The sequence below is a fragment of the Caulobacter sp. GW821-FHT09B11 genome (genome assembly GCF_059418205.1).
Genome location: NZ_JBWKPK010000028.1, coordinates 1 through 22259, shown reverse-complemented (window position 1 = coordinate 22259; position 22259 = coordinate 1). Strand labels below are relative to the sequence as shown.

18 protein-coding genes are annotated in these 22259 nt (G+C 69.4%); 3 read left to right on the top strand and 15 right to left on the bottom strand.

Annotated features, from left to right (window positions below; translation table 11 throughout):
* Positions 1 to 79: 79 nt before the first annotated feature.
* The 6 genes from AC07N1_RS19140 to AC07N1_RS19115 all read right to left on the bottom strand — a co-directional run bounded on the left by AC07N1_RS19140 (position 80) and on the right by AC07N1_RS19115 (position 4554).
* A complete protein-coding gene (locus AC07N1_RS19140) occupies positions 80 to 313 on the bottom strand; it encodes a hypothetical protein (protein WP_494602271.1) in 234 nt (77 codons plus the stop codon).
* A gap of 166 nt (positions 314 to 479) precedes the next feature.
* Entirely contained in the window at positions 480 to 1133 is a 654-nt protein-coding gene (gene fsa, locus AC07N1_RS19135; RefSeq protein ID WP_494673227.1) for a fructose-6-phosphate aldolase, read from the bottom strand.
* A gap of 73 nt (positions 1134 to 1206) precedes the next feature.
* Positions 1207 to 2082: a glucose-1-phosphate thymidylyltransferase RfbA gene (gene rfbA, locus AC07N1_RS19130; protein WP_494673226.1), complete on the bottom strand. Its 876-nt coding sequence runs from the start codon at positions 2080 to 2082 to the stop codon at positions 1207 to 1209.
* Positions 2079 to 2963: a dTDP-4-dehydrorhamnose reductase gene (rfbD, locus tag AC07N1_RS19125; RefSeq protein WP_494673225.1), complete on the bottom strand. Its 885-nt coding sequence runs from the start codon at positions 2961 to 2963 to the stop codon at positions 2079 to 2081. The genes rfbA and rfbD overlap by 4 nt, the downstream gene beginning before the upstream one ends.
* Entirely contained in the window at positions 2960 to 4009 is a 1050-nt protein-coding gene (rfbB, locus tag AC07N1_RS19120) for a dTDP-glucose 4,6-dehydratase (protein ID WP_494673224.1), read from the bottom strand. The genes rfbD and rfbB overlap by 4 nt, the downstream gene beginning before the upstream one ends.
* Entirely contained in the window at positions 4006 to 4554 is a 549-nt protein-coding gene (locus tag AC07N1_RS19115) for a D-glycero-alpha-D-manno-heptose-1,7-bisphosphate 7-phosphatase (RefSeq protein WP_494673223.1), read from the bottom strand. The genes rfbB and AC07N1_RS19115 overlap by 4 nt, the downstream gene beginning before the upstream one ends.
* Positions 4555 to 4652: 98 nt before the next feature.
* On the opposite strand from AC07N1_RS19115, the gene AC07N1_RS19110 reads away from it, so the two are divergent.
* On the top strand, positions 4653 to 5807 hold the full coding sequence (locus AC07N1_RS19110) for an AGE family epimerase/isomerase (RefSeq protein WP_494673222.1): 1155 nt from the start codon (positions 4653 to 4655) through the stop codon (positions 5805 to 5807).
* Here AC07N1_RS19110 and AC07N1_RS19105 read toward each other — a convergent pair.
* Both AC07N1_RS19105 and AC07N1_RS19100 read right to left on the bottom strand, forming a co-directional pair.
* The gene (locus AC07N1_RS19105) at positions 5791 to 7140 is read right to left on the bottom strand and encodes a mannose-1-phosphate guanylyltransferase/mannose-6-phosphate isomerase (protein ID WP_494673221.1); all 1350 of its coding nucleotides are present in this window, start codon (positions 7138 to 7140) and stop codon (positions 5791 to 5793) included. The two genes, AC07N1_RS19110 and AC07N1_RS19105, sit on opposite strands and share 17 nt — an antisense overlap.
* A gap of 75 nt (positions 7141 to 7215) precedes the next feature.
* Positions 7216 to 9252, bottom strand: coding sequence for an NAD(+) synthase (locus AC07N1_RS19100; protein WP_494673220.1), 2037 nt, complete (start codon positions 9250 to 9252; stop codon positions 7216 to 7218).
* Between the two features lie 202 nt (positions 9253 to 9454).
* On the opposite strand from AC07N1_RS19100, the gene tkt reads away from it, so the two are divergent.
* On the top strand, positions 9455 to 11416 hold the full coding sequence (gene tkt, locus AC07N1_RS19095; RefSeq protein WP_494673219.1) for a transketolase: 1962 nt from the start codon (positions 9455 to 9457) through the stop codon (positions 11414 to 11416).
* Here the strand turns inward: tkt and AC07N1_RS19090 are convergent.
* Complete coding sequence (locus tag AC07N1_RS19090; RefSeq protein ID WP_494673218.1) at positions 11413 to 12636, bottom strand: glycosyltransferase; 1224 nt, start codon at positions 12634 to 12636, stop codon at positions 11413 to 11415. The genes tkt and AC07N1_RS19090 overlap by 4 nt on opposite strands.
* Before the next feature lie 259 nt (positions 12637 to 12895).
* On the opposite strand from AC07N1_RS19090, the gene AC07N1_RS19085 reads away from it, so the two are divergent.
* Positions 12896 to 16111, top strand: coding sequence for a M10 family metallopeptidase C-terminal domain-containing protein (locus tag AC07N1_RS19085; RefSeq protein ID WP_494673217.1), 3216 nt, complete (start codon positions 12896 to 12898; stop codon positions 16109 to 16111).
* A 112-nt stretch (positions 16112 to 16223) separates the two neighbouring features.
* On the opposite strand, the gene AC07N1_RS19080 is transcribed toward AC07N1_RS19085, so the two are convergent.
* The 6 genes from AC07N1_RS19080 to AC07N1_RS19055 form a co-directional block, all read right to left on the bottom strand.
* On the bottom strand, positions 16224 to 16919 hold the full coding sequence (locus tag AC07N1_RS19080) for a DUF4214 domain-containing protein (protein WP_494673216.1): 696 nt from the start codon (positions 16917 to 16919) through the stop codon (positions 16224 to 16226).
* A 205-nt stretch (positions 16920 to 17124) separates the two neighbouring features.
* Positions 17125 to 18087, bottom strand: coding sequence for an NAD-dependent epimerase/dehydratase family protein (locus tag AC07N1_RS19075; protein WP_494673215.1), 963 nt, complete (start codon positions 18085 to 18087; stop codon positions 17125 to 17127).
* Positions 18087 to 19067, bottom strand: coding sequence for a GDP-mannose 4,6-dehydratase (gene gmd / locus AC07N1_RS19070; RefSeq protein WP_494673214.1), 981 nt, complete (start codon positions 19065 to 19067; stop codon positions 18087 to 18089). Before gmd ends, AC07N1_RS19075 begins: the two co-directional genes overlap by 1 nt.
* 256 nt (positions 19068 to 19323) lie before the next feature.
* The gene (locus AC07N1_RS19065; RefSeq protein ID WP_494673213.1) at positions 19324 to 20562 is read right to left on the bottom strand and encodes a glycosyltransferase; all 1239 of its coding nucleotides are present in this window, start codon (positions 20560 to 20562) and stop codon (positions 19324 to 19326) included.
* Entirely contained in the window at positions 20559 to 22172 is a 1614-nt protein-coding gene (locus tag AC07N1_RS19060) for a glycosyltransferase family 4 protein (RefSeq protein WP_494673212.1), read from the bottom strand. The genes AC07N1_RS19065 and AC07N1_RS19060 overlap by 4 nt, the downstream gene beginning before the upstream one ends.
* Before the next feature lie 3 nt (positions 22173 to 22175).
* The coding region (locus AC07N1_RS19055) for a hypothetical protein (RefSeq protein ID WP_494673275.1) at positions 22176 to 22259 on the bottom strand (84 nt) is incomplete at its 5' end.

The following is a 22259-nucleotide window of genomic DNA, read 5'->3' as shown; positions in this document are numbered from 1 at the left end:
AACGCGCAAAATCAGAAACGGGAAACGCCGTTCTTCAAGCTTGGCCGCAACGTCCGGACCCCGGATTCAGACCCCAGCTTCAGGCCCCGCTGGCGGCCAGGCGGTCCATGCGCCATTCGAGGGCGAACTTGCGGCCGACGCCGGCGTCCTCGAACACCACCTTGCGGCGCTCGCCCTCGAGTTCGGGCGCGTTGTGGATCATCACGAACGGAAAGCCGTTGCTGGCCAGGAAGCTCTGCACGAAACGCGAGAACCGCACGGCTTCCTCGGCGGAGGCCAGGCAGATGTCGACGGCGATATCGGCGGCTTTCATGGGCGCGCTCCTCGTGTGAGGTTTCCCGACCCTAACGCACGAGTTCGCGTTTGCGAACCACCTTCGCAGTTGCAAAAAAGAACGGCCCCGGACGAATCCGAGGCCGCGCCTTGTGAAGTAAGGGTTTTCGACCCTTACGAAATCGCCCGATTACAGGATGGCCCGCTTACAGGATCGATTGGCCGGTGCCGGCCCAGTCCTTCAGGAACTGTTCCAGGCCCTTGTCGGTCAGCGGGTGCTTGAAGAGCTCGGCGAACACCGCCGGCGGGATGGTGACGACGTCGGCGCCGACGATCGCGGCTTCCTTGACGTGGGCGGCGTTGCGCACCGAGGCGGCCAGGATCTCGGTCTCGTAGCCGTAGTTGTCGTAGATCGTGCGGATGTCGCGGATCAGGTCCATGCCGTCGAAGCCGTAGTCGTCCAGGCGGCCGATGAACGGCGAGACGTAGGTCGCGCCGGCCTTGGCGGCCAGCAGGGCCTGGGTCGCCGAGAAGCACAGGGTGACGTTGGTGTTGACGCCTTCGTTGGCGAAGTGGTTGCAGGCGATCAGGCCGTCGCGGGTCAGCGGCAGCTTGATGACCACGTTCGGCGCGATGCCGGCCAGCTTCGTGCCTTCGGCGATCATGGCGTCGGCGGTGGTGGCGGCGACTTCGGCGCTGATCGGGCCGGGGACGAGGTCGCAGATCTCGGCGATCACCTCGAGCATCGGGCGGCCGGCCTTGGCGATCAGGGTCGGGTTGGTGGTGACGCCGTCGACCAGGCCGGTCGCGGCGGCGTCGGCGATGACCTTGGTGTCGGTGCTGTCGAGGAAGATCTGCATGGCTCTGCGCGGGCCTTTTTCTTGAAGGGATTTGCGGTCGGTTTAGCCCCTCGGGAACCGAGGCGCCAGGATTTCAGATCTCGCCGTCGGCCAGCTGGCGCAGATAGCGATGGTAGCCGGTCTTGGGCGAGGGGCCCGCCAGGGCGCGCAACTGGTCGGCGTCGATGAAGCCCATCTGGAAGGCCACCTCCTCGACGCAGCCGATGCGGAAGCCCTGGCGCAGCTCGATGGCGCGCACGTATTCGGAGGCTTCCATCAGGGAGTCATGGGTGCCGGTGTCGAACCAGGCGTAGCCGCGGCCCAGGCGCTCGACCGTCAGGGTCCCGGCGTCGAGATAGGCGCGGTTGACGTCGGTGATCTCCAGCTCGCCGCGGGCCGAGGGCTTCAGCGCCCTGGCGATCGCCGGCGCCTGGCCGTCGTAGAAATAGAGGCCGGTGACGGCGTGGCGCGAGCGCGGCCTTTCCGGCTTTTCCTCGATGCTCAGCGCCTTGCCGTCGGGACCGATCTCGACGACGCCGTAGCGCTGGGGATCCACCACGGTGTAGCCGAACACGGTCGCGCCGGAGGACCTGCCGGCGGCGGTCTGCAGCAGCTCGGCGAAGCCGGCGCCGAAGAAGATGTTGTCGCCCAGCACCACGGCGCTGTCGGCGCCGTCGAGGAAGTCCTCGCCGAGGATCAGGGCCTGGGCGATGCCTTCGGGCGCGGGCTGGGGCTTGTACTCGATGCGAAGGCCCAGCCGCGAGCCGTCGCCCAGCAGGCGGCGGAAGGACTCCTCGTCATGGGGATTGGTGACGATCAGCACCTCGCGCACCCCGGCCAGCATCAGCGTGGTCAGCGAGTAGTAGATCATCGGCTTGTCGTAGACCGGCAGCAGCTGCTTGCTGACGGCCAGGGTCAGGGGCGCCAGGCGGCTGCCCGAGCCTCCGGCGAGGATGATGCCGCGTCTCATGCGTCCAGTCCTTCCGCGATGATCTGGTCGGCCGCGCGCCGCACGGCCGGCTCCCAGGGCTCGGCCCGCCAGCCGAACACCGCCGCCACCTTGCCGCTGTCGAGCGCGCCGTTCAAAGGGCGAGCGGCGGGTTCGGGAAAATCCCGCTTGGCGATCGGCGACAGCTTCGCCCGGGTGTCCGGGTCGCGCGCCAGGGCGGCGGCGGCCAGGTCGTGGCGCGAGGTCGCGCCGGCGTTGGTGAAATGGAACAGGCCGAAGGCCGCGTCGCTGGCCGGGGCCGAGGCCCAGCGGGGCGCGGCGTCCAGCAGGAACTGCGCCAGGGCGAGCGCGTCGGTCGGGCAGCCGTACTGGTCGGCGACCACCCGCAGCTCGTCGCGCGTACGGCCCAGCTGCAGCATGGTGCGCACGAAGTTGCGGCCGAAACGCGAGAACACCCACGAGATCCGCACCACCACGCCCTTCTCCCAGGCCAGGACGGCGGTCTCGCCGTCGCGCTTGGTGGCGCCGTAGACCGACAGCGGATTGGGCGCATCGTCTTCGCGATAGGGCCGGTCCAGGGCGCCGTCGAACACGCAGTCGGTCGACAGGTGCACCAGCGGCAGGCCGCGCGCCGCGCAGGCCCGGGCCATGGCCGCCGGCGCCAGGGCGTTGGCGGCGCGGGCGGCTTCCGGCTCGGCCTCGGCCTTGTCCACGAGGGTGAAGCCGGCGCAGTTGATCACCAGGTCGCAGTCGGCCCCGGCGATGGCCGTCTCGATCGCGGCGAGGTCGGAAAGGTCGACCTCCCGGCGCGACAGGGGCGTCAGGACGGCGCGGCCGGCGGCCTGGTCGATCATCGCCCGCGACACCTGGCCGGTGGCGCCGAACTGCAGGATGCGGATCACGGGTTCACGCCCAGCCGCTGGCCGGCGAAGCCCTTGGCCTGGATGGTCTCCCACCAGGCGTCGTTGTCGAGGTACCAGCGCACGGTGCGCTCCAGGCCCTCTTCCACGGTCATGGCCGGCGACCAGCCCAGCTCCCGCTGCAGCTTGCCCGCGTCGATGGCGTAGCGGCGATCGTGGGCGGGGCGGTCGGTGACGTGGGTGATCAGGCTCTCGCGCGGCGTATTGCCGGGGCGGACGGCGTCGAGCACGGCGCAGATGGTGCGCACCAGGTCGATGTTGGCCCGTTCGGCGTCGCCGCCGATCAGATAGGTCTCGCCCGGGGCGCCGGCCTCCAGCACCCGCAGCAGGGCGCCGGCGTGATCCTCGACATGCAGCCAGTCGCGCACCTGCCGCCCGTCGCCGTAGACCGGGATGGGCCGTCCGGCCAGGGCGTTGAAGATCACCGTCGGGATCAGCTTTTCCGGATGCTGGCGCGGGCCGTAGTTGTTCGAGCACGAGGTGACGATCACCGGCAGGCCGTAGGTGCGGCCCCAGGCGCGGGCCAGCAGGTCGGACGAGGCCTTGCTCGACGAATAGGGCGAGGTGGGGTCGACCGGCGAGCGCTCGTCGAAGGGCGGATCCTCTGGACCCAGGGCGCCGTAGACCTCGTCGGTGGAGACGTGGACGAAGCGGAAGCGGTCCGCGCGGTCGGCCGCCAGGCGGGCCAGGTGCGCGCGGGCGGCCTCCAGCAGCACGGCCGTGCCGACGATGTTGGTGCGCACGAAGGCCAGGGGACCGTCGATCGAGCGGTCGACGTGCGACTCGGCGGCCAGGTGCAACACCGCGTCCGGGTCGTGGCGGGCGAAGATCGCGGCGACGGCGTCGGCGTCGGCGATGTCGGCCTGCTCGAAGGCGTAGCCCGGCGCGGTCTCCACCTCGGCCAGGTTGGCCAGGTCGCCGGCATAGGTCAGGGCGTCGAGATTGACGACCGCGTGGCCGGCCTCCAGCGCCTTGCGCACCAGGGTCGAACCGATGAAGCCGGCCCCGCCGGTGATCAGGAGTTTCACGCCGGGTCTCCGGAAGCCGTCGGGAAGCGGGGGCCCAGCCGTTCGCGCAGGAAGGCCAGCAGGTCGCCGCCGGTGAACAGGAAGCCTTCCATGCCCGCCCGCCTGGCGGCCTCGACGTCGCTGTCGTTGTCGCCGACCAGCACGCAGTCCTCGGCCGAGAGGCCGTTTTCCGCCAGGCCGCGCAGGATCATGCCGGGATTGGGCTTGCGGTCGGGATGGTCGTCGCGGCGATAGGCCTCGACGACGGCGTCCTTATGGAACGGGCAATGGTAGAAGGCGGCGATCTCTCCGCCCAGGCCGGCCAGCTCGCTCTGCATGTGGGCGTGCAGGGCGTGGACCGCGTCCTCGCCGTAATAGCCGCGCGCGACGCCGGACTGGTTGGTGACCACGATGCAGCGGACGCCGGCCCCGGTCAGCGCCGCGATCGCCTCGCGGGCGCCGGGGATCCACTCCAGGTCGGCCGGATCGTGGACGTAGCCCCCGTCGACGTTGAGGACGCCGTCGCGATCGAAGAAGACGGCCTGCAGTGGTTTCGGATCAAGCATCGCCTCACGCAATTACGCGACGGCCCCGCCTGTCACAAGCCGAGGGTTGCGCGGCGGCGGCCGGCCGCTAGAAAACCCTCGACCCTTTGGAGAACCGCATGACCGTTCCGGCCCGCATCGTCCGCCTTCGCGACCAGCTCAAGGCCTGGGCGCTGAACGACGCCTTCCCCGTCTGGTGGACCGTCGGGGCGGATCGCGAGAACGGCGGCTTCTTCGAGAAGATCGCCCTGGACGGAACCCCGGTCGAGGCGCCGCGCCGCGCCCGCGTGCAGCCGCGCCAGATCTACTCCTACGCCGCCGCCGGCGTGCTCGGCTGGGATGGTCCGTGGCGCGAGGCCCTGGCCCACGGCCTGGCCTTCTATCTGGAGCGCTATCGCCGCCCGGACGGCTTCTTCCGCACGCTGGTGGCGTCGGACGGCTCGCCGCTGGACGACAAGGTCGATCTCTACGACCAGGCCTTCGGCCTGTTCGGCCTGGCCATGGCCAGCCAGGCCCTGCCCGAGCGCGAGGACCTGCCGCGCATCGCCGTCGAGCTGCGCGAGGCGCTGCGCGCGACGCTGAAGCATCCGGTCGCCGGCTTCGAGGAGAGCGTGCCGCGCACCCTGCCGCTGCTGTCCAACCCGCACATGCACATGTTCGAGGCCAGCCTGGCCTGGGTTGAGGCCGGTGGAGACGCGGGCTGGCGGGCCCTGGCCGACGAGATCGCCGAGCTGGCGCTCGCCAAGTTCATCGATCCCAAGAGCGGCGGCCTGCGCGAATACTACGACGGCGACTGGAACCCGGCCGCAGGCGTGGCCGGCCGCATCGTCGAGCCGGGCCACCAGTTCGAATGGGCCTGGCTGCTGCTGCGCTGGGGCGCGCTGGCCGGCCGCGACGACGCCCGGGCCGCGGCGCTGCGGATGATCGAGATCGGCAAGGGTCCCGGCGTCGATCCGGCCCGCGGCGTGGCGATCTTCTCCCTGCTGGACGACATGAGCGTGCACGACGACGTCGCCCGCCTGTGGGCTCAGACCGAGTGGATCAAGGCCGGCGTGCTGGCCGCCCAGGCGACCGGCGACGTCGCCTGGCTGGAGACGGCCGCCGACGGCGCCGAGGCGCTGTTGAAGTATCTCGACGTCGCGGTCCCTGGCCTGTGGCGCGACAAGCTCCAGGCCGACGGGACCTTCGTGGACGAGCCGGCCCCGGCCAGCTCGTTCTATCACATCGTCTGCGCGATCCTGGAGCTGGACCGCGTGGTCACAGCCATGTCGTGACGAGCACGGTGGCGGCCTCGCCCGCCCGCACCAGGGTGGGCGAGTGCAGGTCGACGCGGGCGCCGAAGGCGAAGCTTTCGGCCTCGGCCTGAAGCTCGCCGCCCAGCACCTGGATCGAACTGGCCGGCAGGCTGGCCGTGACGCCCGCCTCGAACCGCCACAGGTCGACCGACGCCTTGGGCGAGCGGGTGACCGGCTGGCGCTCGACCCCGCCCGAGAAAGCGATGGCGTGGCGGTGGGCGATGTCGCGACCGCTGGCCTTCAGCACGTCGACCAGAGTCTTGACCGCCTGGGCGTCGTCGCGCCTGCAGACCAGCACAGCGTCGCTTTCGGCCACGATCAGCAGGTCCTGCACGCCGATGGCGCCGACGAACGGACCGTTCGATCGGGCTAGCACGCCCTTGGTGTTGATCAGGTGCACGTCGCCGGTGGCGGTGTTGCCCGAGGCGTCGCGGATCGAGGCTTCCCAGATCGCGTCCCAGGCGCCCAGGTCCGACCAGGTGAAGGCGGCGGGGGCCACGGCGGCCTTGGTGGTGCGCTCCATCACCGCGTAGTCGAGCGATTTCTTTGTGGTGGTGGCGAAGGCCTCGGCGTCGAGGCGCAGGATGATCCCGTCGCGCGCGCCCTTCTCGACGGCGCCGATGGCGCCGTTGCTGATCGCCGGCTCGAAGGCGTCCAGCTCGTCGAGCAGGGTCTTGGCGGCGAAGGCGAAGTTGCCGCTGTTCCAGTAGTAGCCCTCGTCGAGATAGCGCTTGGCGGTCTCGAGGTCGGGCTTTTCGACGAAGGCGTCGATGGCCTTGACGCCGCTGGGCAGGGACTGGCCCGGCTTGATGTAGCCGAAGCCGGTGGCCGGGCCGGTGGGCTGGACGCCGAAGGTCACGATCAGGCCGGTCTTGGCCGCCGTCACCGCCGTCAGGGCGGCTTCGCGGAAGACGTCGACCTCGGCGATGTGGTGGTCGGCCGCCAGCATCAGCACCACGCCGTCGGGCGACTTGGCGCGGACATAGGCCGCCGCCGCCGCGATGGCCGGGGCGGAGTCGCGGGCCTCGGGCTCGATGATGACGACGAGGTCGGCCCCGATCTCACGGGCCTGGCGCTCGACCAGCTCGGCCATGTGGCGGCCGGTGACGACGACGATCTCGCGCGCGCCGGGCAGGTTCATCACCCGCAGAATAGTTTCCTGGAAGCTGGACCGGTCACCGATCAGTTTCAGAAACTGTTTGGGACGGTCCGACCTTGATGAAGGCCACAGGCGCGTGCCCGATCCGCCGCAAAGAATGACGGGATAGATAGCGTCTACCAAGGATTCCCCCGAGCTTCCACGCGGATACATTGCGCGGACTATATGACAATCCTCGGTCGGTCCACCGCGTTCGCAGATCTTTAACCATCTTCGGCGCGCGAAACTCTATACGGGCGTTTTAGCGCGCAGTTCGGCCAGCCAGGCGTCAGCCGTGGCGTCCGACGGCATCCGCCAGTCGCCCCTGGGCGAAAGCGCGCCGCCCGACGAGATCTTCGGCCCGTTGGGCAGGGCCGAGCGCTTGAACTGGTTGTTGAAGAACCGGCGCAGGAAGAGCTCCAGCCACTTCTTGATCTCCGCCAGGTCATAGGCGCGCCGCGCGGCTTCCGGCAGGCCGACCGGCCAGGCGCCGTGCTCGGCGTCATGCCAGGCGCTCCAGGCCAGGAAGGCGATCTTCGACGGCGCCATGCCGTAGCGGGTCATGTAGTAGAGGTTGAAGTCCTGCAGGGCGTAGGGGCCGACGAAGCTCTCGGTGGCCTGCACCGCTTCGCCCGGCACCAGCTCCGGCGAGATCTCGGTGGCCAGGATGTCGTCCAGCAGGGCGGTGGTCGCCGCATCGACGTCGCCGGAGTGCGAGACGAAGCGGATCAGGTGCTGGATCAGCGTCTTGGGCACCCCGCTGTTGGGGTTGTAGTGGCTCATCTGGTCGCCGACGCCGTAGGTGCACCAGCCCAGGGCCAGTTCCGACAGGTCGCCGGTGCCTACCACCATGCCCTTGTGGTGATTGGCCAGGCGGAAGAGGTAGTCGGTGCGCAGACCCGCCTGCACGTTCTCGAAGGTCACGTCGTAGACCGCTTCCCCCTTCGCGAAGGGGTGGTCCATGTCGGCCAGCATCTGCCGGGCGGCCGGACGGATGTCGATCTCCTCGGCGGTGACGCCCATGGCCCGCATCAGCGCCCAGGCGTTGCTCTTGGTGCGGTCGGAGGTGGCGAAGCCGGGCAGGGTGTAGGCGCGGATGTCCGAGCGCGGCCGGCCCAGCTGGTCCATGGCCCTGGCCGCGACGATCAGGGCGTGGGTTGAGTCGAGGCCGCCGGAAATGCCGATCACCAGGCTCTGCGAGCCCGTCGCCTCGACTCGCCGGGCTAGGCCCTGGACCTGGATGTTGTAGGCCTCGTAGCAGTTCTCGCGCAGCTTGGCCGGATCGGACGGCGTGAACGGAAAGCGCTCGATCGCCCGGGCCAAAGCCAGGTCGCCGGCCGGCGGCGCGAAGTCGAACGAGGCGATCCGGAACGGGACCTTGGGCGGGGCCAGCGCCATGGCGTCGCCGAAGCTGCCCACCCGCATGCGCTCCTGGCGGATGCGCTCGACGTCGACGTCGGCGAAGGTCCAGGTCGGGCCGGTGGAGAAGCGTTCGGTCTCGGCCAGCAGGGCGCCCATCTCGTGGATGTCGAGGTGCCCATCCCAGGCGACGTCGGTCGAACTCTCGCCCGCCCCGGCCGCCGAATAGACATAGGCGGCGATCGCCCGGGCCGACTGGCTGGCGCACAGCAGGCGGCGGGTCTCGGACTTGCCGATCGTGATGTTGCTGGCCGACAGGTTCAGCAGGATCTCGGCCCCGGCCAGGGCCTGGGCGGTGCTGGGCGGATTGGGCGTCCAGACGTCCTCGCAGATCTCGATCCCGACCGTGAACGGGTTCTCGCCGCCCGAACGGAGCAGGATATCGGTCCCGAACGGAACCTCCTGGCCGGCCAGACGCAGGCTCTTGCCCGTCACCCCGGCGCCCGGCGTGAACCAGCGGCGCTCGTAGAACTCGCGGTAGTTGGGCAGGAAGCTCTTGGGCATGACCGCCAGCAGCCGCCCGCCCTGGATGGCGACGGCGGTGTTGTAGAGCCGTCCAGCGTCGCGCAGCGGCGCGCCGACCACGAACAGCGGGGCGAGGTCCTTGCTCTCCTGCGCCAGGGTCGCGATCGCCGCTTCGACAGCGTCGAGCAGCACGTCCTGCTGCAGCAGGTCGTCGATGGAGTAGCCCGAGAGGCCCAGTTCCGGGAAGGCGATCGCCGCCACGCCCTGGTCGTGCGCCTGGCGGACGAGGTCGAGCACGCCTTGGGCGTTCACGGCCGGGTCGGCCAGCTTCACCTTGGGAACGGCCGCGGCCACGCGGACGAAGCCGTGGCGGTAGGGCGAGAAGAACGACGGACTACCCAAGAGACCGACCTTTCGAGGTTATGCTGAAAATGAGCATAAGTCTGCGCCCTGCTATAGCCGCTCCGCCCGCCGTTGCATAGCAGCCTCAGCCGATAAGCGTTGAGTCCCGGTTGCTTGACCCTGGCGGCCCCACATGTCACGTGCGGGCCGCGCAGGCGCCCCCGCCGACCACAGACATTATAAAGCCGAAGAGCCAGAGCCCATGCCCGTCTCGCCGATCAAGATGGCCGACGCCATCCGCGTCCTTTCGATGGAGGCCGTGCACAAGGCCAAGTCGGGTCACCAGGGCATGCCGATGGGCATGGCCGACGTGGCCACCGTGCTGTTCAGCAAGTTCATGAAGTTCGACGCGAGCAAGCCCGACTGGGCCGACCGCGACCGCTTCGTGCTGTCGGCCGGCCACGGCTCGATGCTGCTCTACTCCCTGCTTCACCTGACCGGCTACAAGGCCGTGACGATGAAGGAGATCGAGAACTTCCGTCAGTGGGGCTCGCTGACGCCTGGCCACCCCGAAGTGCACCACACCCCGGGCGTGGAGACCACCACCGGCCCGCTGGGCCAGGGCCTGGCCACCTCGGTCGGCATGGCGATGGCCGAGGCCCACCTCGCCGCCGTCTACGGCAAGGACCTCGTCGATCACCGCACCTGGGTGATCGCCGGCGACGGCTGCCTGATGGAAGGCGTCAGCCATGAGGCCATCAGCCTGGCCGGCCGCCTGAAGCTGTCCAAGCTCACCGTGCTCTTCGACGACAACAACACCACCATCGACGGCGTGGCCACCATCGCCGAGACCGGCGACCAGGTCGCCCGCTTCAAGGCCGCCGGCTGGGCCGTGAAGGTCGTCGACGGCCACGACCACGGCAAGATCGCCGCCGCCCTGCGCTGGGCCACCAAGCAGGACCGTCCGACCATGATCGCGTGCAAGACGCTGATCTCGAAGGGCGCCGGTCCGAAGGAAGGCGACCCCCACAGCCACGGCTACACCCTGTTCGACAGCGAGATCGTCGCCGCCCGCGCCGCCATGGGTTGGGACGCCGCGCCGTTCACCGTGCCGGACGACATCGCCAAGGCCTGGAAGAGCGTCGGCCGCCGCGGCGCCCGCGTCCGCAAGGCCTGGGAAGCCGCCGTCGCCGCCTCCGACAAGGGCGCCGAACTGACCCGCGCCGTGAAGGGCCAGCTGCCCGCGAACGCCTTCGAGAAGCTGGAAGCCCACATCGCCTCGGCCGTCGAGAACAAGCCGGTCAACGCCACCCGCGTCCACTCGGGCTCGGCCCTGGACCAGCTGATCCCGGCCATCCCGGAAATGATCGGCGGCTCGGCCGACCTGACCGGCTCGAACAACACCCTGGTCAAGGGCATGGGCGCCTATGACACGCCCGACTACGCCGGCCGTTACGTCCACTACGGCGTGCGCGAGTTCGGCATGGCCGCGGCCATGAACGGCATGGCGCTGCACGGCGGCGTGATCCCCTATTCGGGCACCTTCCTGGCCTTCGCCGACTACAGCCGCGCGGCGATCCGCCTGGGCGCCCTGATGCAGGCCAAGGTCATCCACGTGATGACCCACGACTCCATCGGCCTGGGCGAAGACGGCCCGACCCACCAGCCGGTCGAGCAGGTGGCGTCCCTGCGCGCCATCCCCAACCTTCTGGTCTTCCGCCCGGCCGACGCCGTGGAAGCCGCCGAGGCCTGGCAGGTGGCCCTGCAGCAGAACACCACCCCCTCGGTGATGTGCCTGTCGCGCCAGAAGACCCCGCACGTCCGTACCTCGGCCGGCGAGAACCAGGTCGCCAAGGGCGCCTACGAGCTGATCGCCGCCGACGGCGAAGCGGCCGTGACGATCTTCGCCACCGGCACCGAGGTCGGCCTGGCCGTCGCCGCCCGCGAGATCCTGCAGTCGCAAGGCAAGCCGACCCGCGTGGTCTCGGTTCCCTGCTGGGAACTGTTCGACCAGCAGCCGGCGGCCTACCGCAAGGCGACGATCGGCGACGCGCCCGTGCGCGTGGCAGTCGAGGCCGGCATCCGCCAGGGCTGGGAGCGCTTCATCGGCGAGGACGGCAAGTTCGTCGGCATGACGGGCTTCGGCGCCTCGGCCCCGTTCGAGCGCCTCTACAAGGAGTTCGGCATTACCGCCGAGGCGGTGGCGCAGGCCGCCCTGGCCTAAGGCCGGGTTCTGTTCAGGGTCGTCGGCAGCAGGCCGGCGACCTCGGCGCTCCAGCGATCCATGCCCAGGCGGGCGTGGATCGCCCGGCGCCCGTTCTCGCCCAGGGTCGCGCGCGCCTCGGGGCTGGCGATCAGGACGGCGAGCTTTTCGGCGGCGTCCTCGACGTCCGGCTCGACCCAGCGACCGCCGGCGTAGTCGCCGGCCTCGGCGCCGGCCGCGACGGGCCGGCTGGCGACCAGGGCGGCGCTGTCCTCGTCCATGAATTCCAGATTGCCCGACCAGCCGGTGGCCACCACCGGCACGCCGGCGCGCATGGCGTCGGCCAGTAGCAGACCGAAGCCCTCGGCCCGGTGCAGCGACAGCACGATGTCGGATCCGGCGACCAGAGCCGCCATCTCGGCGTCCGACAGCCTTTCCAGTATCAGCTCGATGCGCGGGTCGTCGGCCAGGTCGCGCCGCAGGGCGGCCAGGGCCTCGGGACGGGCGTCGCCGCCCGACACCTTGAGCCGCAGTCGCGCGTCGGCCCCCGCGCGCGCGCTCGCCCGCCGGAACGCCGCGATCGCGGCCTGCGGGTTCTTGCGGCTCATCCAGGACTTCAGGTCGAAGGCGAAGAACACCGAGACCGGGCCGTCGGCCGCGCGGACCGGCCTTGGCGCCTCGGGCAGGGCCAGGATCGGATAGGGCGTGACGCGCACCGGCCGCGGGCCGGCGATCCGCGCCAGGGCTTGGGCCGTGAAGCCGCTGGGCGCCCAGATCTCGTCGACATAGGGCAGGGCGCGGGCCCAGGCCGGCGGCGCGTCGGGCAGCTCCCAGGCCCAGTGCGCCACGTGCCGGCGGCCGCGCAGCAGCCGCGCGCCCGGACCGTCGGCGAACAGCAGCAGCTCGGGCGGATTGAGCACCGACAGCACCAACCCCCCGTCGGCCAGGTCGGGCAGGGCGGCCCGGCGCGGGGCGCGGCGGTCGACATCGATGTCGACGACCTCGTAGCCGGCCTGCCGCAGTCCGGCCGACAGCAGCCGCGCGGCGTGGGACAGGCCCATGGTGTCGCTGTGGAAGCCGACGCAATAGATCGGCCCGGGCGCGTCGCCGGTCGGGCGAGGGCCGACGCGGTACGGACGCACTAGGTCGCGCTGGACCTGCAGGGCCAGGTGGGCGCCGAGCCTGACGGGGCGGGGCAGGGCGCGCCAGGCCGTCAGAAGGGAAGATGCGAGCCGGTTCATGTCGTCCGATGCGACGGGGCGGCGAAAGGCCCCGCGTCCGGTCCGGTATCGGGTGAAACGGCGCGGGCGTCCATGCCGTGCGCAGGCCCCGGCCTGGGCGCCGGAGGAAAAATCACGCGCGCCGGTTCGGGGCCATGAAACTGCGCCGGAGGCTTGCGGTTTTTTGTTTCATCGAAACAATCCACAATCCCAGCGCTTTCTTAACGATCACCGCAGAACCTGCGTGCCGCTCCCCTGAAACGCCCTTGAGGTCCCACCCATGGCCGAACAATATCCCGCTCCCGGCGAAGAGATCATCTACGCCACCACCCCGGGGACGGCCTATGTGGGCGGCAGCGGCCGCACCGCGGTCAGCTACGAAAACGCCAGTTCGGGCGTCGGCGCCTATCTGATCCCCAGTGAAGACGCCTTCGGCCTGGCCGACAACGCCACCTACCAGAGCGTCGAGGACCTGATCGGCAGCCAGTTCAACGACTGGCTCTGGGGCGACGGCAAGGGCAACAGCCTGTACGGCCTGGGCGGCATGGACGCGATGTACGGCTTCGCCAGCGCCACCAACGTGATCACGCGGATGTTCGGCGGTTCGGGGATGGACACCCTGCTGGGGGGCCTCGGTATCGACATCATGGACGGCGGCGAGGACGAGGACACGGTGTCCTACTACCTCTCGCCCACCGGCCTGACGATCTCGCTGGCCAATCCCAGCATCAACACCGGCTGGGCGGCCGGCGACAGCTACATCAGCATCCAGGACGTCATCGGCAGCAATTTCGACGACGTCATCTACGGCAGCAACGAAGGCCTGCTGAACCAGCTGCAGGGGCAGGACGGCAACGACACCATCTACGGCGGCACGGGCTACAACGTGCTGATCGGCGGCGCCGGGGCCGACAAGCTCTACGGCGGCAATGTCGGGATGAACCTCGTCGACTACGAGACCTCGGCCACCGGCCTGACGGCCTCGCTCGAGAACCCGGGCATCAACACCGGCGACGCCGCCGGCGACAGCTACCACAACCTGTTCAACGCCGACCTGGCCGGCTCGCCCTACAACGACATCCTGTACGGCGACTCCCAGAACAACCACCTGATCGGCGACCCGACCCCGCTCGATTACGGCGGCAAGTTCGGCAACGACACCCTGTACGGCGGCGGCGGCGACGACATCATCGAGGGCAACCTCGGCGCCGACTCCATCAACGGCGGCGACGGCTACGACTACGCGGCCTATTCGACGGCGGCGACGGCGGTCTACGTCTCGCTGGTCAACCCGTCGCAGAACACCGGCGAAGCGGCCGGCGACACCTACACCTCGATCGAGGGGGTGTTCGGCTCGAACTTCAACGACACCATCATCGGCAACGACGCGGCCAACTCGCTGTTCGGCGAGGCCGGCAACGACCAGATCTACGGCGGCGGCGGCGACGACATCCTGGTGGGCGGCCTGGGCGGCGACCAGCTCGATGGCGGCGCGGGTTTCAACTACATCAGCTTCGGCGGGCTGACCGCGGGCATCACCGTCTCGCTGGCCAACACCAGCCTCAACACCGGCGAGGCCATCGGCGACACCTATGTCAACGTCCAGGGCATCCTGGGCTCGGGCTATGGCGACGTCCTGTACGGCGACACCGGCGTCAACGTGCTGCAGGGCCTGGGCGGCAACGACGTCATCTATGGCGGCGGCGGCAGCGACCTGATCACCGGCGGCGACGGCGACGACATCCTGATCGCCGGTCCGGGGGCCTCGCGCCTCTACGGCGAAGGCGGCGCGGACACCTTCAAGTTCCTGTCGGCCACCGACTCGATCTCGACGCCGCAGATCGCTCCGACCGAGATCCACGACTTCCAGACGGGCGTCGACAAGATCGACATCTCGGCGATCCAGCCGCAGAGCTTCCAGATCGTCCAGGAAAACGGCTTCTACACCCTGACCGCCAGCACGGCGTCGGGCACCTTCGCGGTGCGCTCGACCAACCCGTTCTCGACCTCGGACGTCATCACCCAGGTGGCGGGCCAGACCCTGCTGGGCACGGCGGGGTACGACAAGCTGGTCGGCGGGGCCGGCGCCGACATCATCTATGGCGGCGGCTCGGGCGACAACCTGACCGGCGGCGGCGGTCCCGACCTCTTCGTCTACAAGGCGACGTCGGAATCGACCCAGTCGAACTACGACATCATCACCGACTTCCAGACCGGCGTCGATCGCATCGACCTGCAGGGCGTGGCCCCCACCTACATCAGCATGCTGCACAGCGGCGGCGCGACCTACCTGTTCCCGACCGGGGGCATGCAGATCGCCGCCATCGGCGACGTGCGCGGCTCCGACGTGGTGACGGGCGTGGCCACCAACTTCTACATCGTCGGCGACAACACCGGCATGACCCTGATCGGCGGGGCCTATTCCGACAGCATCGTCGGCGGTTCGGGCAATGACCGGGTCATCGGCGGGGCCGGCGGCGATGCTCTGTACGGCGGGACCGGAACCAACACCTTCGCCTATCTGGCGGTGGCGGATTCCAACAACCAGAACCTCGACCTGATCCACGACTTCAAGACCGGGATCGACAAGGTCGACCTGACGGCGATGAACCCGTCGAACGTCAGCATCATCCGCTACAACGGCGGCGCCTTCATCAACGGCGGCACGGCCGGCGGCGTCTTCCAGATCGGCTCGATCCAGGCCCTCAACGGCTCGGACATCCTGGGCCTGACCAACGGGGTCTACCTCGTCGGCGAGAACGTCGGCTCGACCCTTGTCGGCAGCGCCTTGGACGACACCGTGGTCGGCGGCTCGGGCAACGACATCATCGACGGCGGCGCCTGGGGCGACGCGCTGTTCGGCGGCGCCGGGGCCGACACCTTCCTCTACAAGACCGCGCCGGACTCCAACGCCCTGGCCGGCCAGATGGACATCATCCACGACTTCGAGACCGGCGTGGACAAGCTGGACCTGACGGGCCTGAACCCCACCAACGTCAGCGTCGTGCACTACAACGGCGGCACCTTCATCTTCGGGGCCTCCGACAGCGGCTCGTTCCAGATCGCCTCGACCCGCGACATCAACGCCTCCGACATCGTGGGCCTCAAGAGCGGGGCCTACATCGTCGGCGACGGCGACGCGCGCACCCTGCGCGGAGGCAGCTTCGCCGAGACGGTCGCCGGCGGCGCGGGCGCCGAGATCATCATCGGCGGCGGCGGTTCGGACGCCCTGTTCGGCGGCGGCGGCGCGGACGTCTTCAAGTACCTGGCGGCCTCGGACTCCGCGCCGGGCGCGGCCGACCTGATCCACGACTTCCAGACCGGCGTGGACAAGATCGACCTCAGCGCCCTGCACACCTCGTCGGCCGACAAGTTCTCGCTGATCTCGGACGGCGCGGCCTCGTACATCTTCGTGCAGCTGGCCGGGAACACGGGCAACGACATGCAGATCCTGATCAACACGCCCAACGTCAAGGTCACCGACATCGTCTGGTGATCGCCGCCCTCCCGTTCGGCCCTCGGGCCGGACGGGACAGGGCCCAAGAAAAAAGCCATTCCGGGCGACCGGAATGGCTTTTGTCGTTTTCGGACGGCGTGGCGGCCGGGGGCTAGAGGCCCAGCTGACGCGAGACCACGTAGAGGCGCTCTACCGCCGAGGTCAGCTCCAGCAGCACCGAGCGCCGGTCGGCGCCGTCGGCCAGCTTGGCGCCGAAGTGGCTGCGGCCGGTGTCGTCGATCGGACGCGAGAACTGCTGCTCGTAGGCGCGGGAGAGGAAGGCCTCGTTGGTCAGGTTGCGGTCGTCCAGCAGGCTGTCCCACTCGCTGGTCTTCTCGCACTCGAACTTCAGCATCCAGCCTTCGACGATCTCCTTGTTGTGGATCGTGTAGCCGGCGGCGGCCAGGTGCACCGTCAGGCTGACGTCGGTGAAGCCGGTGTGGTGGTAGTCGCCCGGGTGGGCCTGGTTGCCGAACAGGCAGATCGACCAGCCGTAGTGGTCGGCGAAGGACGGGTTTTCCCGCATCTTTTCGGCGACGTGCAGGATGCTGCTGGTCTGGACGACGAGCTTGCCGCCCATCTTGGTCAGGCTGGCGAATTCCAGCAGGGTTGTCAGGCTGAAGGGGCGCGGAATGTGCTCGAGCACGTCGCGGGCGTAGACTTCGGCGAAGTGCCGCTTGGGCAGCAACGAGAAGTCTCCGGGTTGGATCAGGAAGTCGGGCTGGCACGCCGCGTCGGAGTCGACGTTGAGATAGCCGGCCCGCTTGTCGTAACCGCAGCCGTAATTCATCTTATCGTACTGATACAATTGACTTCTCACGACTTGAGATAGGACCGCGGTCCGGATCTTTCTGAAAGTATAGTGTTGGCGCCACCGCAGACGAAGTAGCGTATTACGGAGGCTCACGCTTTGCTCCAAAACTCGGGGTTGCGCAAGACGGGAGCTGGACGGCGAAAGAAGGCGCTGTCGAGGCGGATGAGGGTCATTCGCCGAACAGTGGCCAGGCGCCGCCTCAGCTCCTTTCGCGCCAGTAGTCGAGAACTTCGCCGATGGTTTCACGGAAGGGGATGGCGGGGCGCCAGCCGGTGGCTTCGGTCAGGGCCGCGTGCGAACCGGCCGCGCGCTTGACCGCCGAGGGGCGCACGCGGGCGGGATCGACGGCGAAGGTCACCGGCACGCGGGCCAGCGACTCCAGCAGGGCGGCGATCTCGCTGACCGGCCGGGTCGTTCCCGAGCAGATGTTGAACACCGACCGGGCCGGCAGGGCGTGGGCCTTGTCCAGCACCGCCACATAGGCCTCGACCAGGTCGCGGACGTCGCCGAAGTCGCGTTCCGCCGACAGGTCGCCCACCTGGATGACGGCGGGCGCCTCGCCGCGTTCGGCGCGGGCGACCTGGGCGGCGAACGAGGCGGCCACGAAGCGCTCGTCCTGGCCGCGGCCCAGGTGGTTGAACATGCGCAGCACCACCAGTTTGCCGGCGTCGCCCCACAGGTCCTGCAGCGCCAGCTCGGCGGCGGCCTTGCTGCGGGCGTAGGGATTTTCGGGCTGCAGGGGCGCGTCTTCGGTCAGGGCCTGGCCCGACAGGAACGAGCGGCCATAGGCCTCGCCGCTGCTGGCGAAGACGAACAGGGCGTCGGGGGCCTCGGCGCGCAGGGCGTCGGCCAGGCGCAGCACGCCCTCGACGTTGGATTCCCAGACCCGCCGGGGCGAGCCCAGGGCCCCCTGGACGCTGGACTGGGCGGCCAGGTGGACGACGACGGTGGGCCGGAAGTCGGCCACGACCGCCATCGCCTGGTCAGGAGACAGAAGGTCCAGCTGGCGGGCCTCGACGCCGTCGACCGACAGGCCGCCGGAGTGGCTGGTCCCCATCAGGCGCGCCTGCGGGTAGGCCTGGCGCAGCCTGGCGACCAGGGCGCTTCCGACGAAGCCGGAAGCGCCCGTGACGAGGACGCGTTGCTCGCTGGACGCCGGCACTAGGCGCTCCGACGGTGCCGCTCGAGGTCGGCTTCCACCATTTCGGTGATCATGTCGTGGAAGCTGGTCTCGGCCTTCCAGCCCAGCTGGGCGGCGGCCTTGGCGGGGTTGCCGAACAGGACGTCCACCTCGGCCGGGCGCATGAAGGCCTCGGCCACCTCGACGTGGTCCTGGTAGTTCAGGCCGACGGCGCTGAACGAGGCCTCGCAGAGCTCGCGCACGGTGTACATCGTGCCGGTGGCCACGACGTAGTCGTCGCCGGTCGGCTGCTGCAGCATCAGCCACATCGCCTTGACGTAGTCGCGGGCGTGGCCCCAGTCGCGCTTGGCGTCGAGATTGCCCAGCTGGACGGTCTTGGCCAGGCCCAGCTTGATGCGGGCGGCGGCGTCGGTGACCTTGCGGGTCACGAACTCCAGGCCGCGTAGCGGGGATTCGTGGTTGAAGAGGATGCCGCTGCTGGTGTGCAGGTTGAAGCTCTCGCGGTAGTTCACGGTCAGCCAGTGGCCGTACAGCTTGGCGACGGCGTAGGGGCTGCGCGGATAGAACGGGGTCTTCTCGCTCTGCTGCGGCTCCTGGATCAGGCCGTACATCTCCGAGGACGAGGCCTGGTAGAAGTGGGCTTCCGGCGCTTCGAGGCGGACGGATTCCAGCACGTTGGCGACGCCGGTGGCCGTGACCTGGCTGGTCAGGATCGGCTGCTGCCAGGACGACTTCACGAAGGACTGGGCGGCCAGGTTGTAGACTTCGTCCGGCTTGGTCTCGCGGACGGTGCGGATCAGGCCCGACAGGTCGGTGAGGTTGCCGTCGTGGTATTGGACGTCGTTTTCGATGCCCAGCCACTTCAGGCGGTGGGCGTGGACTTCCGAATGGCTGCTGCGACGGACGAGGCCATGAACAGTGTAGCCCTTCTCAAGCAGCAGCTTGGAAAGGTAAGCGCCGTCTTGCCCAGTAACGCCAGTTATGAGTGCCGTGCGAGCCATATATCAGTCCTGTCCACATCCGAATTTGAGCCGCGGTCGTAGCATCCGGACCGGGGAGCGCACAACGGCCGCCCCTAGCGCGAAGCCATGACAACGTGATGAAGGTTCAGCCGGCTTGGCGGAAGTTGGTGTCTCCCGGCGCCGATCTTCTGGAAGGGCGAGCCGGAACGCCGAAGCGGTCAGACTAGCCTTGGGAAGTCTATGCGGCGGGCCGAACAGTCGGCGTCGCCGCGGGAAAAGAGGGTCGTGTCTCCGGTCAGGCGAGCGCTCCGGCTGGAACGGCCGCCAGGGCCTGCAGGGCGCCCTGGACGCCGCTGTTGGCCAGCACCCGGTCCCAGTAGGCCTGGTCGCGGGCCTTGCGCTGGGCGGGCGTCAGCTTCAGGGGGGGGCTGTTCATCACCTCGATCATCGCCTGGCGGAAGGCCTTGGGCGTGTCGGCCACGATGATCCCGGGGGCGTCGGCATAGTCCTCGCGGCCGCGCATGGCCGTGCTGGTGGTGACCACCCAGCGGCCCGAGGCGATGGCTTCGGCGGACTTCAGGTTGGTGCCGCCGCCGAACTGGATCGGCAGCAGGAAGGCGTGGGCGGCGCGCTTCAGCGACCACAGGGCCTCGTCGTCGAGGTCGGGCAGGAACTGCACCCGGTCGCTGTTGCCATGCAGGAAGCGCTGGTACTCGGCGCTGACGAAGATGCCGTGCGAGGCGCCGCCGCAGACCGCCAGGCCCTTGGCAGGGGGCAGGAAGAAGAAGCCGCCGTCGGCCACCAGGCGGCGGAAGCCGTCGATGTTGGGCGGATAGGCGCTGCCGGCGAACAGCATGAACCGGTTGTCGCCGAAGTGCTCCTCCAGCGGCGAGGCGCCGGCCGCGACGGCCGGCGGCCGCGAGGTGCCGTTCGGGGCGACGAACACCTTCGAGGGATCGGTCAGGCCGCGATAGATCTCGCCGTCGGCCTTCGAGACGGCGATGACCACCGAGGCGGCCTCGGCGAGCTCGGCCTCCATGGCCTCGATCTCCTCGCGCAGCTTCTCGGCCTTCTCGGCCGGGACGCCGGCGCCCAGGAGGATGCTCTTCTTCAGCGGGCCTTCCCAGTTGTGCGAGGAATAGACCAGCGGCACGCCGTTCAGGCGGCCCTCCTTGCGCAGCCGCTTGACCAGCGGCCACAGGAACGGGTGCTCCAGCTGCACGACGTCGGGGCGCTCGCGCTCGATCAGGGCGCAGAAGTGGGCGTAGGCCGCCGGGCTTTCGGCCGCGAACGTCCCGGACGACATGTCGCCCAGGAACGGCAGGCCCTGCCAGCGGGCGTCCATGTAGCCCAGCTTGATATCGTCGGGACCGATGGTCCCCGGGCCGTAGGCCGGCGATTCGTAGACCGCCACGCAGTGATAGTCGTGGCCGAAGGTCTCGTAGAAGGCCTTGATCGCCTCGATGCGCAGCTGGCCGCCGTGACGTGGCCGCACTGCCGGATAGGTCGAGAGTCCCAGCACGCGACGGGTCATGACTGCACCAGGGCGTCGAGTCGTTCGAAGAAGACGCCGGCGGCGGCTTCCCAGGTCACCGGTTCGTAGGTCTCGCGGATCGCCTTGCGGTGGGCGGCCAGCGTCTTCGGCTCCGAGAAGAAGCGGACGATCTCGTCGGACCACCCCTTCACGTCGATGGTGTCCTTGTAGACCACCAGCGAGCGGCCGACTTCCGGCAGCGAGCCCGCCGGGCTGGAGATGCAGGGCAGGCCGCGGCTCAGCATCTCGGCCAGGGGCAGGCCGTAGCCTTCGTAGTGCGAGGGGAAGAGGCCGAACTCGGCGCGCTTGTAGAGGGTGTCGAGCAGGGCGTCGCTGACGCCCTCCATCAGGACGATGCTGTCCTTGGTGGCCGGGTTGTGGCGGATCTCGTGCATCAGCTCCGAGACGCTCCAGCCCGGACGGCCGACGAACAGCAGCTTGCAGGTCTCGGGATCGATCCGGCCGTCGCGCACCGCGCGGTTCCAGGCCTCGTACAGCGTACGGTGGTTCTTCCGCGGCTCGATGGTCGAGACGAAGATGGCGTAGCGCTTGCCCTCCAGCGCCTTGGGCAGCGGGGCCTCGATCTTGGCCGGGGGCAGGTCGCCGCCCAGCGGGAAGTGCGAGATGGCCGGCGGCTTCATGCCGTTGGCGGCGCAGTATTCCAGGGCGTCGTCCCGCGTGCGCTCGGAGATGCACATCAGGTAGTCGGCGGTCCAGAACAGCTCGCCGAAATAGTCGGTCAGCAGGTCGACATAGTGCGGCACCACGTAGTGGGGCAGGTTCAGCGGGATCAGGTCGTACAGCACCGCGGCGTAGCGGAAGCCGTAGGCCTTCTTGCGCTTGTAGATCTCGCGCAGGTTCTTGGTTTCCCAGTCCAGGCCGCCGGAGATGATGACGGTGTCGGGACCCACGGGCAGGTCGCCGTCGATGGCCTCGGCGAGCGACAGCCGCACGACCTTCGGCGGCGCCTCGGGCGTCTCGGTCGCGGCCCCGCGCTGGCGGGCTTCCTCGGTGCGGATCTGGGCGACCTGGGCCAGCGACAGCGAGCGGCCGCGCGCCTTCTGCAGCAGCTGGTAGGTGCGCGGGCGGCGCAGCAGGAATTCGCGCAGGATCTGGCGCGGCGTCATGGTCGGGGCGCCGACCATGGCCCGCAGCTCCAGGATCTGGGCCAGGGTCACGTCGCGGCCGCGGACCTTCTGCATCAGCTGGAAGGCCTTGGGGCGCAGCAGAAGGTGGGCGCGGATCTCGGCCAGCAGGTCCAGCTCGACCGGTCGGCGGATCTCGGGCGCGCGCGCCGGACCCAGGTCGATCTCGACGCGGCCCTCGATGACCGCCAGGGCGATGTCGCGGCGCAGCACCCGGAAGGTGTGCTGCTGGGAGTCATAGACGCAGTAGCGCAACTGGTCGCCCAGGTGGCGCGCGGCCTGGCGGCCCAGCTCGCGCTCGACCCGGACGATGCCGACGGCCAGGCCGCTCCAGCGGACGGCGGTCGAGAGGTCGAAGGCGAACAGGGTGCGGCCGGCCGCGGACGCGGCCCGCGCGGCCTTGGGCGCCCGCGGTTTCGACCGCGCGGCCTTGGCCTGGATGACGTCTTCTGGACCCCCCGCCATGTGTCAGCCCCCGCGGCCGATGGAGGCGTAGGTGAAGCCGGCGCGGACCATTTCGGCGGGCTTGTAGACGTTGCGCAGGTCGACGAC

Excerpts from the sequence above, each read along its gene's own strand:
- AC07N1_RS19140 (WP_494602271.1), bottom strand. The coding sequence starts at position 313 with ATGAAAGCCGCCGATATCGCCGTCGACATCTGCCTGGCCTCCGCCGAG.
- fsa (WP_494673227.1), bottom strand. The coding sequence starts at position 1,133 with ATGCAGATCTTCCTCGACAGCACCGACACCAAGGTCATCGCCGACGCC.
- rfbA (WP_494673226.1), bottom strand. The coding sequence starts at position 2,082 with ATGAGACGCGGCATCATCCTCGCCGGAGGCTCGGGCAGCCGCCTGGCG.
- AC07N1_RS19115 (WP_494673223.1), bottom strand. The coding sequence starts at position 4,554 with ATGCTTGATCCGAAACCACTGCAGGCCGTCTTCTTCGATCGCGACGGC.
- AC07N1_RS19110 (WP_494673222.1), top strand. The coding sequence starts at position 4,653 with ATGACCGTTCCGGCCCGCATCGTCCGCCTTCGCGACCAGCTCAAGGCC.
- AC07N1_RS19105 (WP_494673221.1), bottom strand. The coding sequence starts at position 7,140 with ATGTATCCGCGTGGAAGCTCGGGGGAATCCTTGGTAGACGCTATCTAT.
- tkt (WP_494673219.1), top strand. The coding sequence starts at position 9,455 with ATGCCCGTCTCGCCGATCAAGATGGCCGACGCCATCCGCGTCCTTTCG.
- AC07N1_RS19090 (WP_494673218.1), bottom strand. The coding sequence starts at position 12,636 with ATGAACCGGCTCGCATCTTCCCTTCTGACGGCCTGGCGCGCCCTGCCC.
- AC07N1_RS19085 (WP_494673217.1), top strand. The coding sequence starts at position 12,896 with ATGGCCGAACAATATCCCGCTCCCGGCGAAGAGATCATCTACGCCACC.
- gmd (WP_494673214.1), bottom strand. The coding sequence starts at position 19,067 with ATGGCTCGCACGGCACTCATAACTGGCGTTACTGGGCAAGACGGCGCT.
- AC07N1_RS19065 (WP_494673213.1), bottom strand. The coding sequence starts at position 20,562 with ATGACCCGTCGCGTGCTGGGACTCTCGACCTATCCGGCAGTGCGGCCA.
- AC07N1_RS19060 (WP_494673212.1), bottom strand. The coding sequence starts at position 22,172 with ATGGCGGGGGGTCCAGAAGACGTCATCCAGGCCAAGGCCGCGCGGTCG.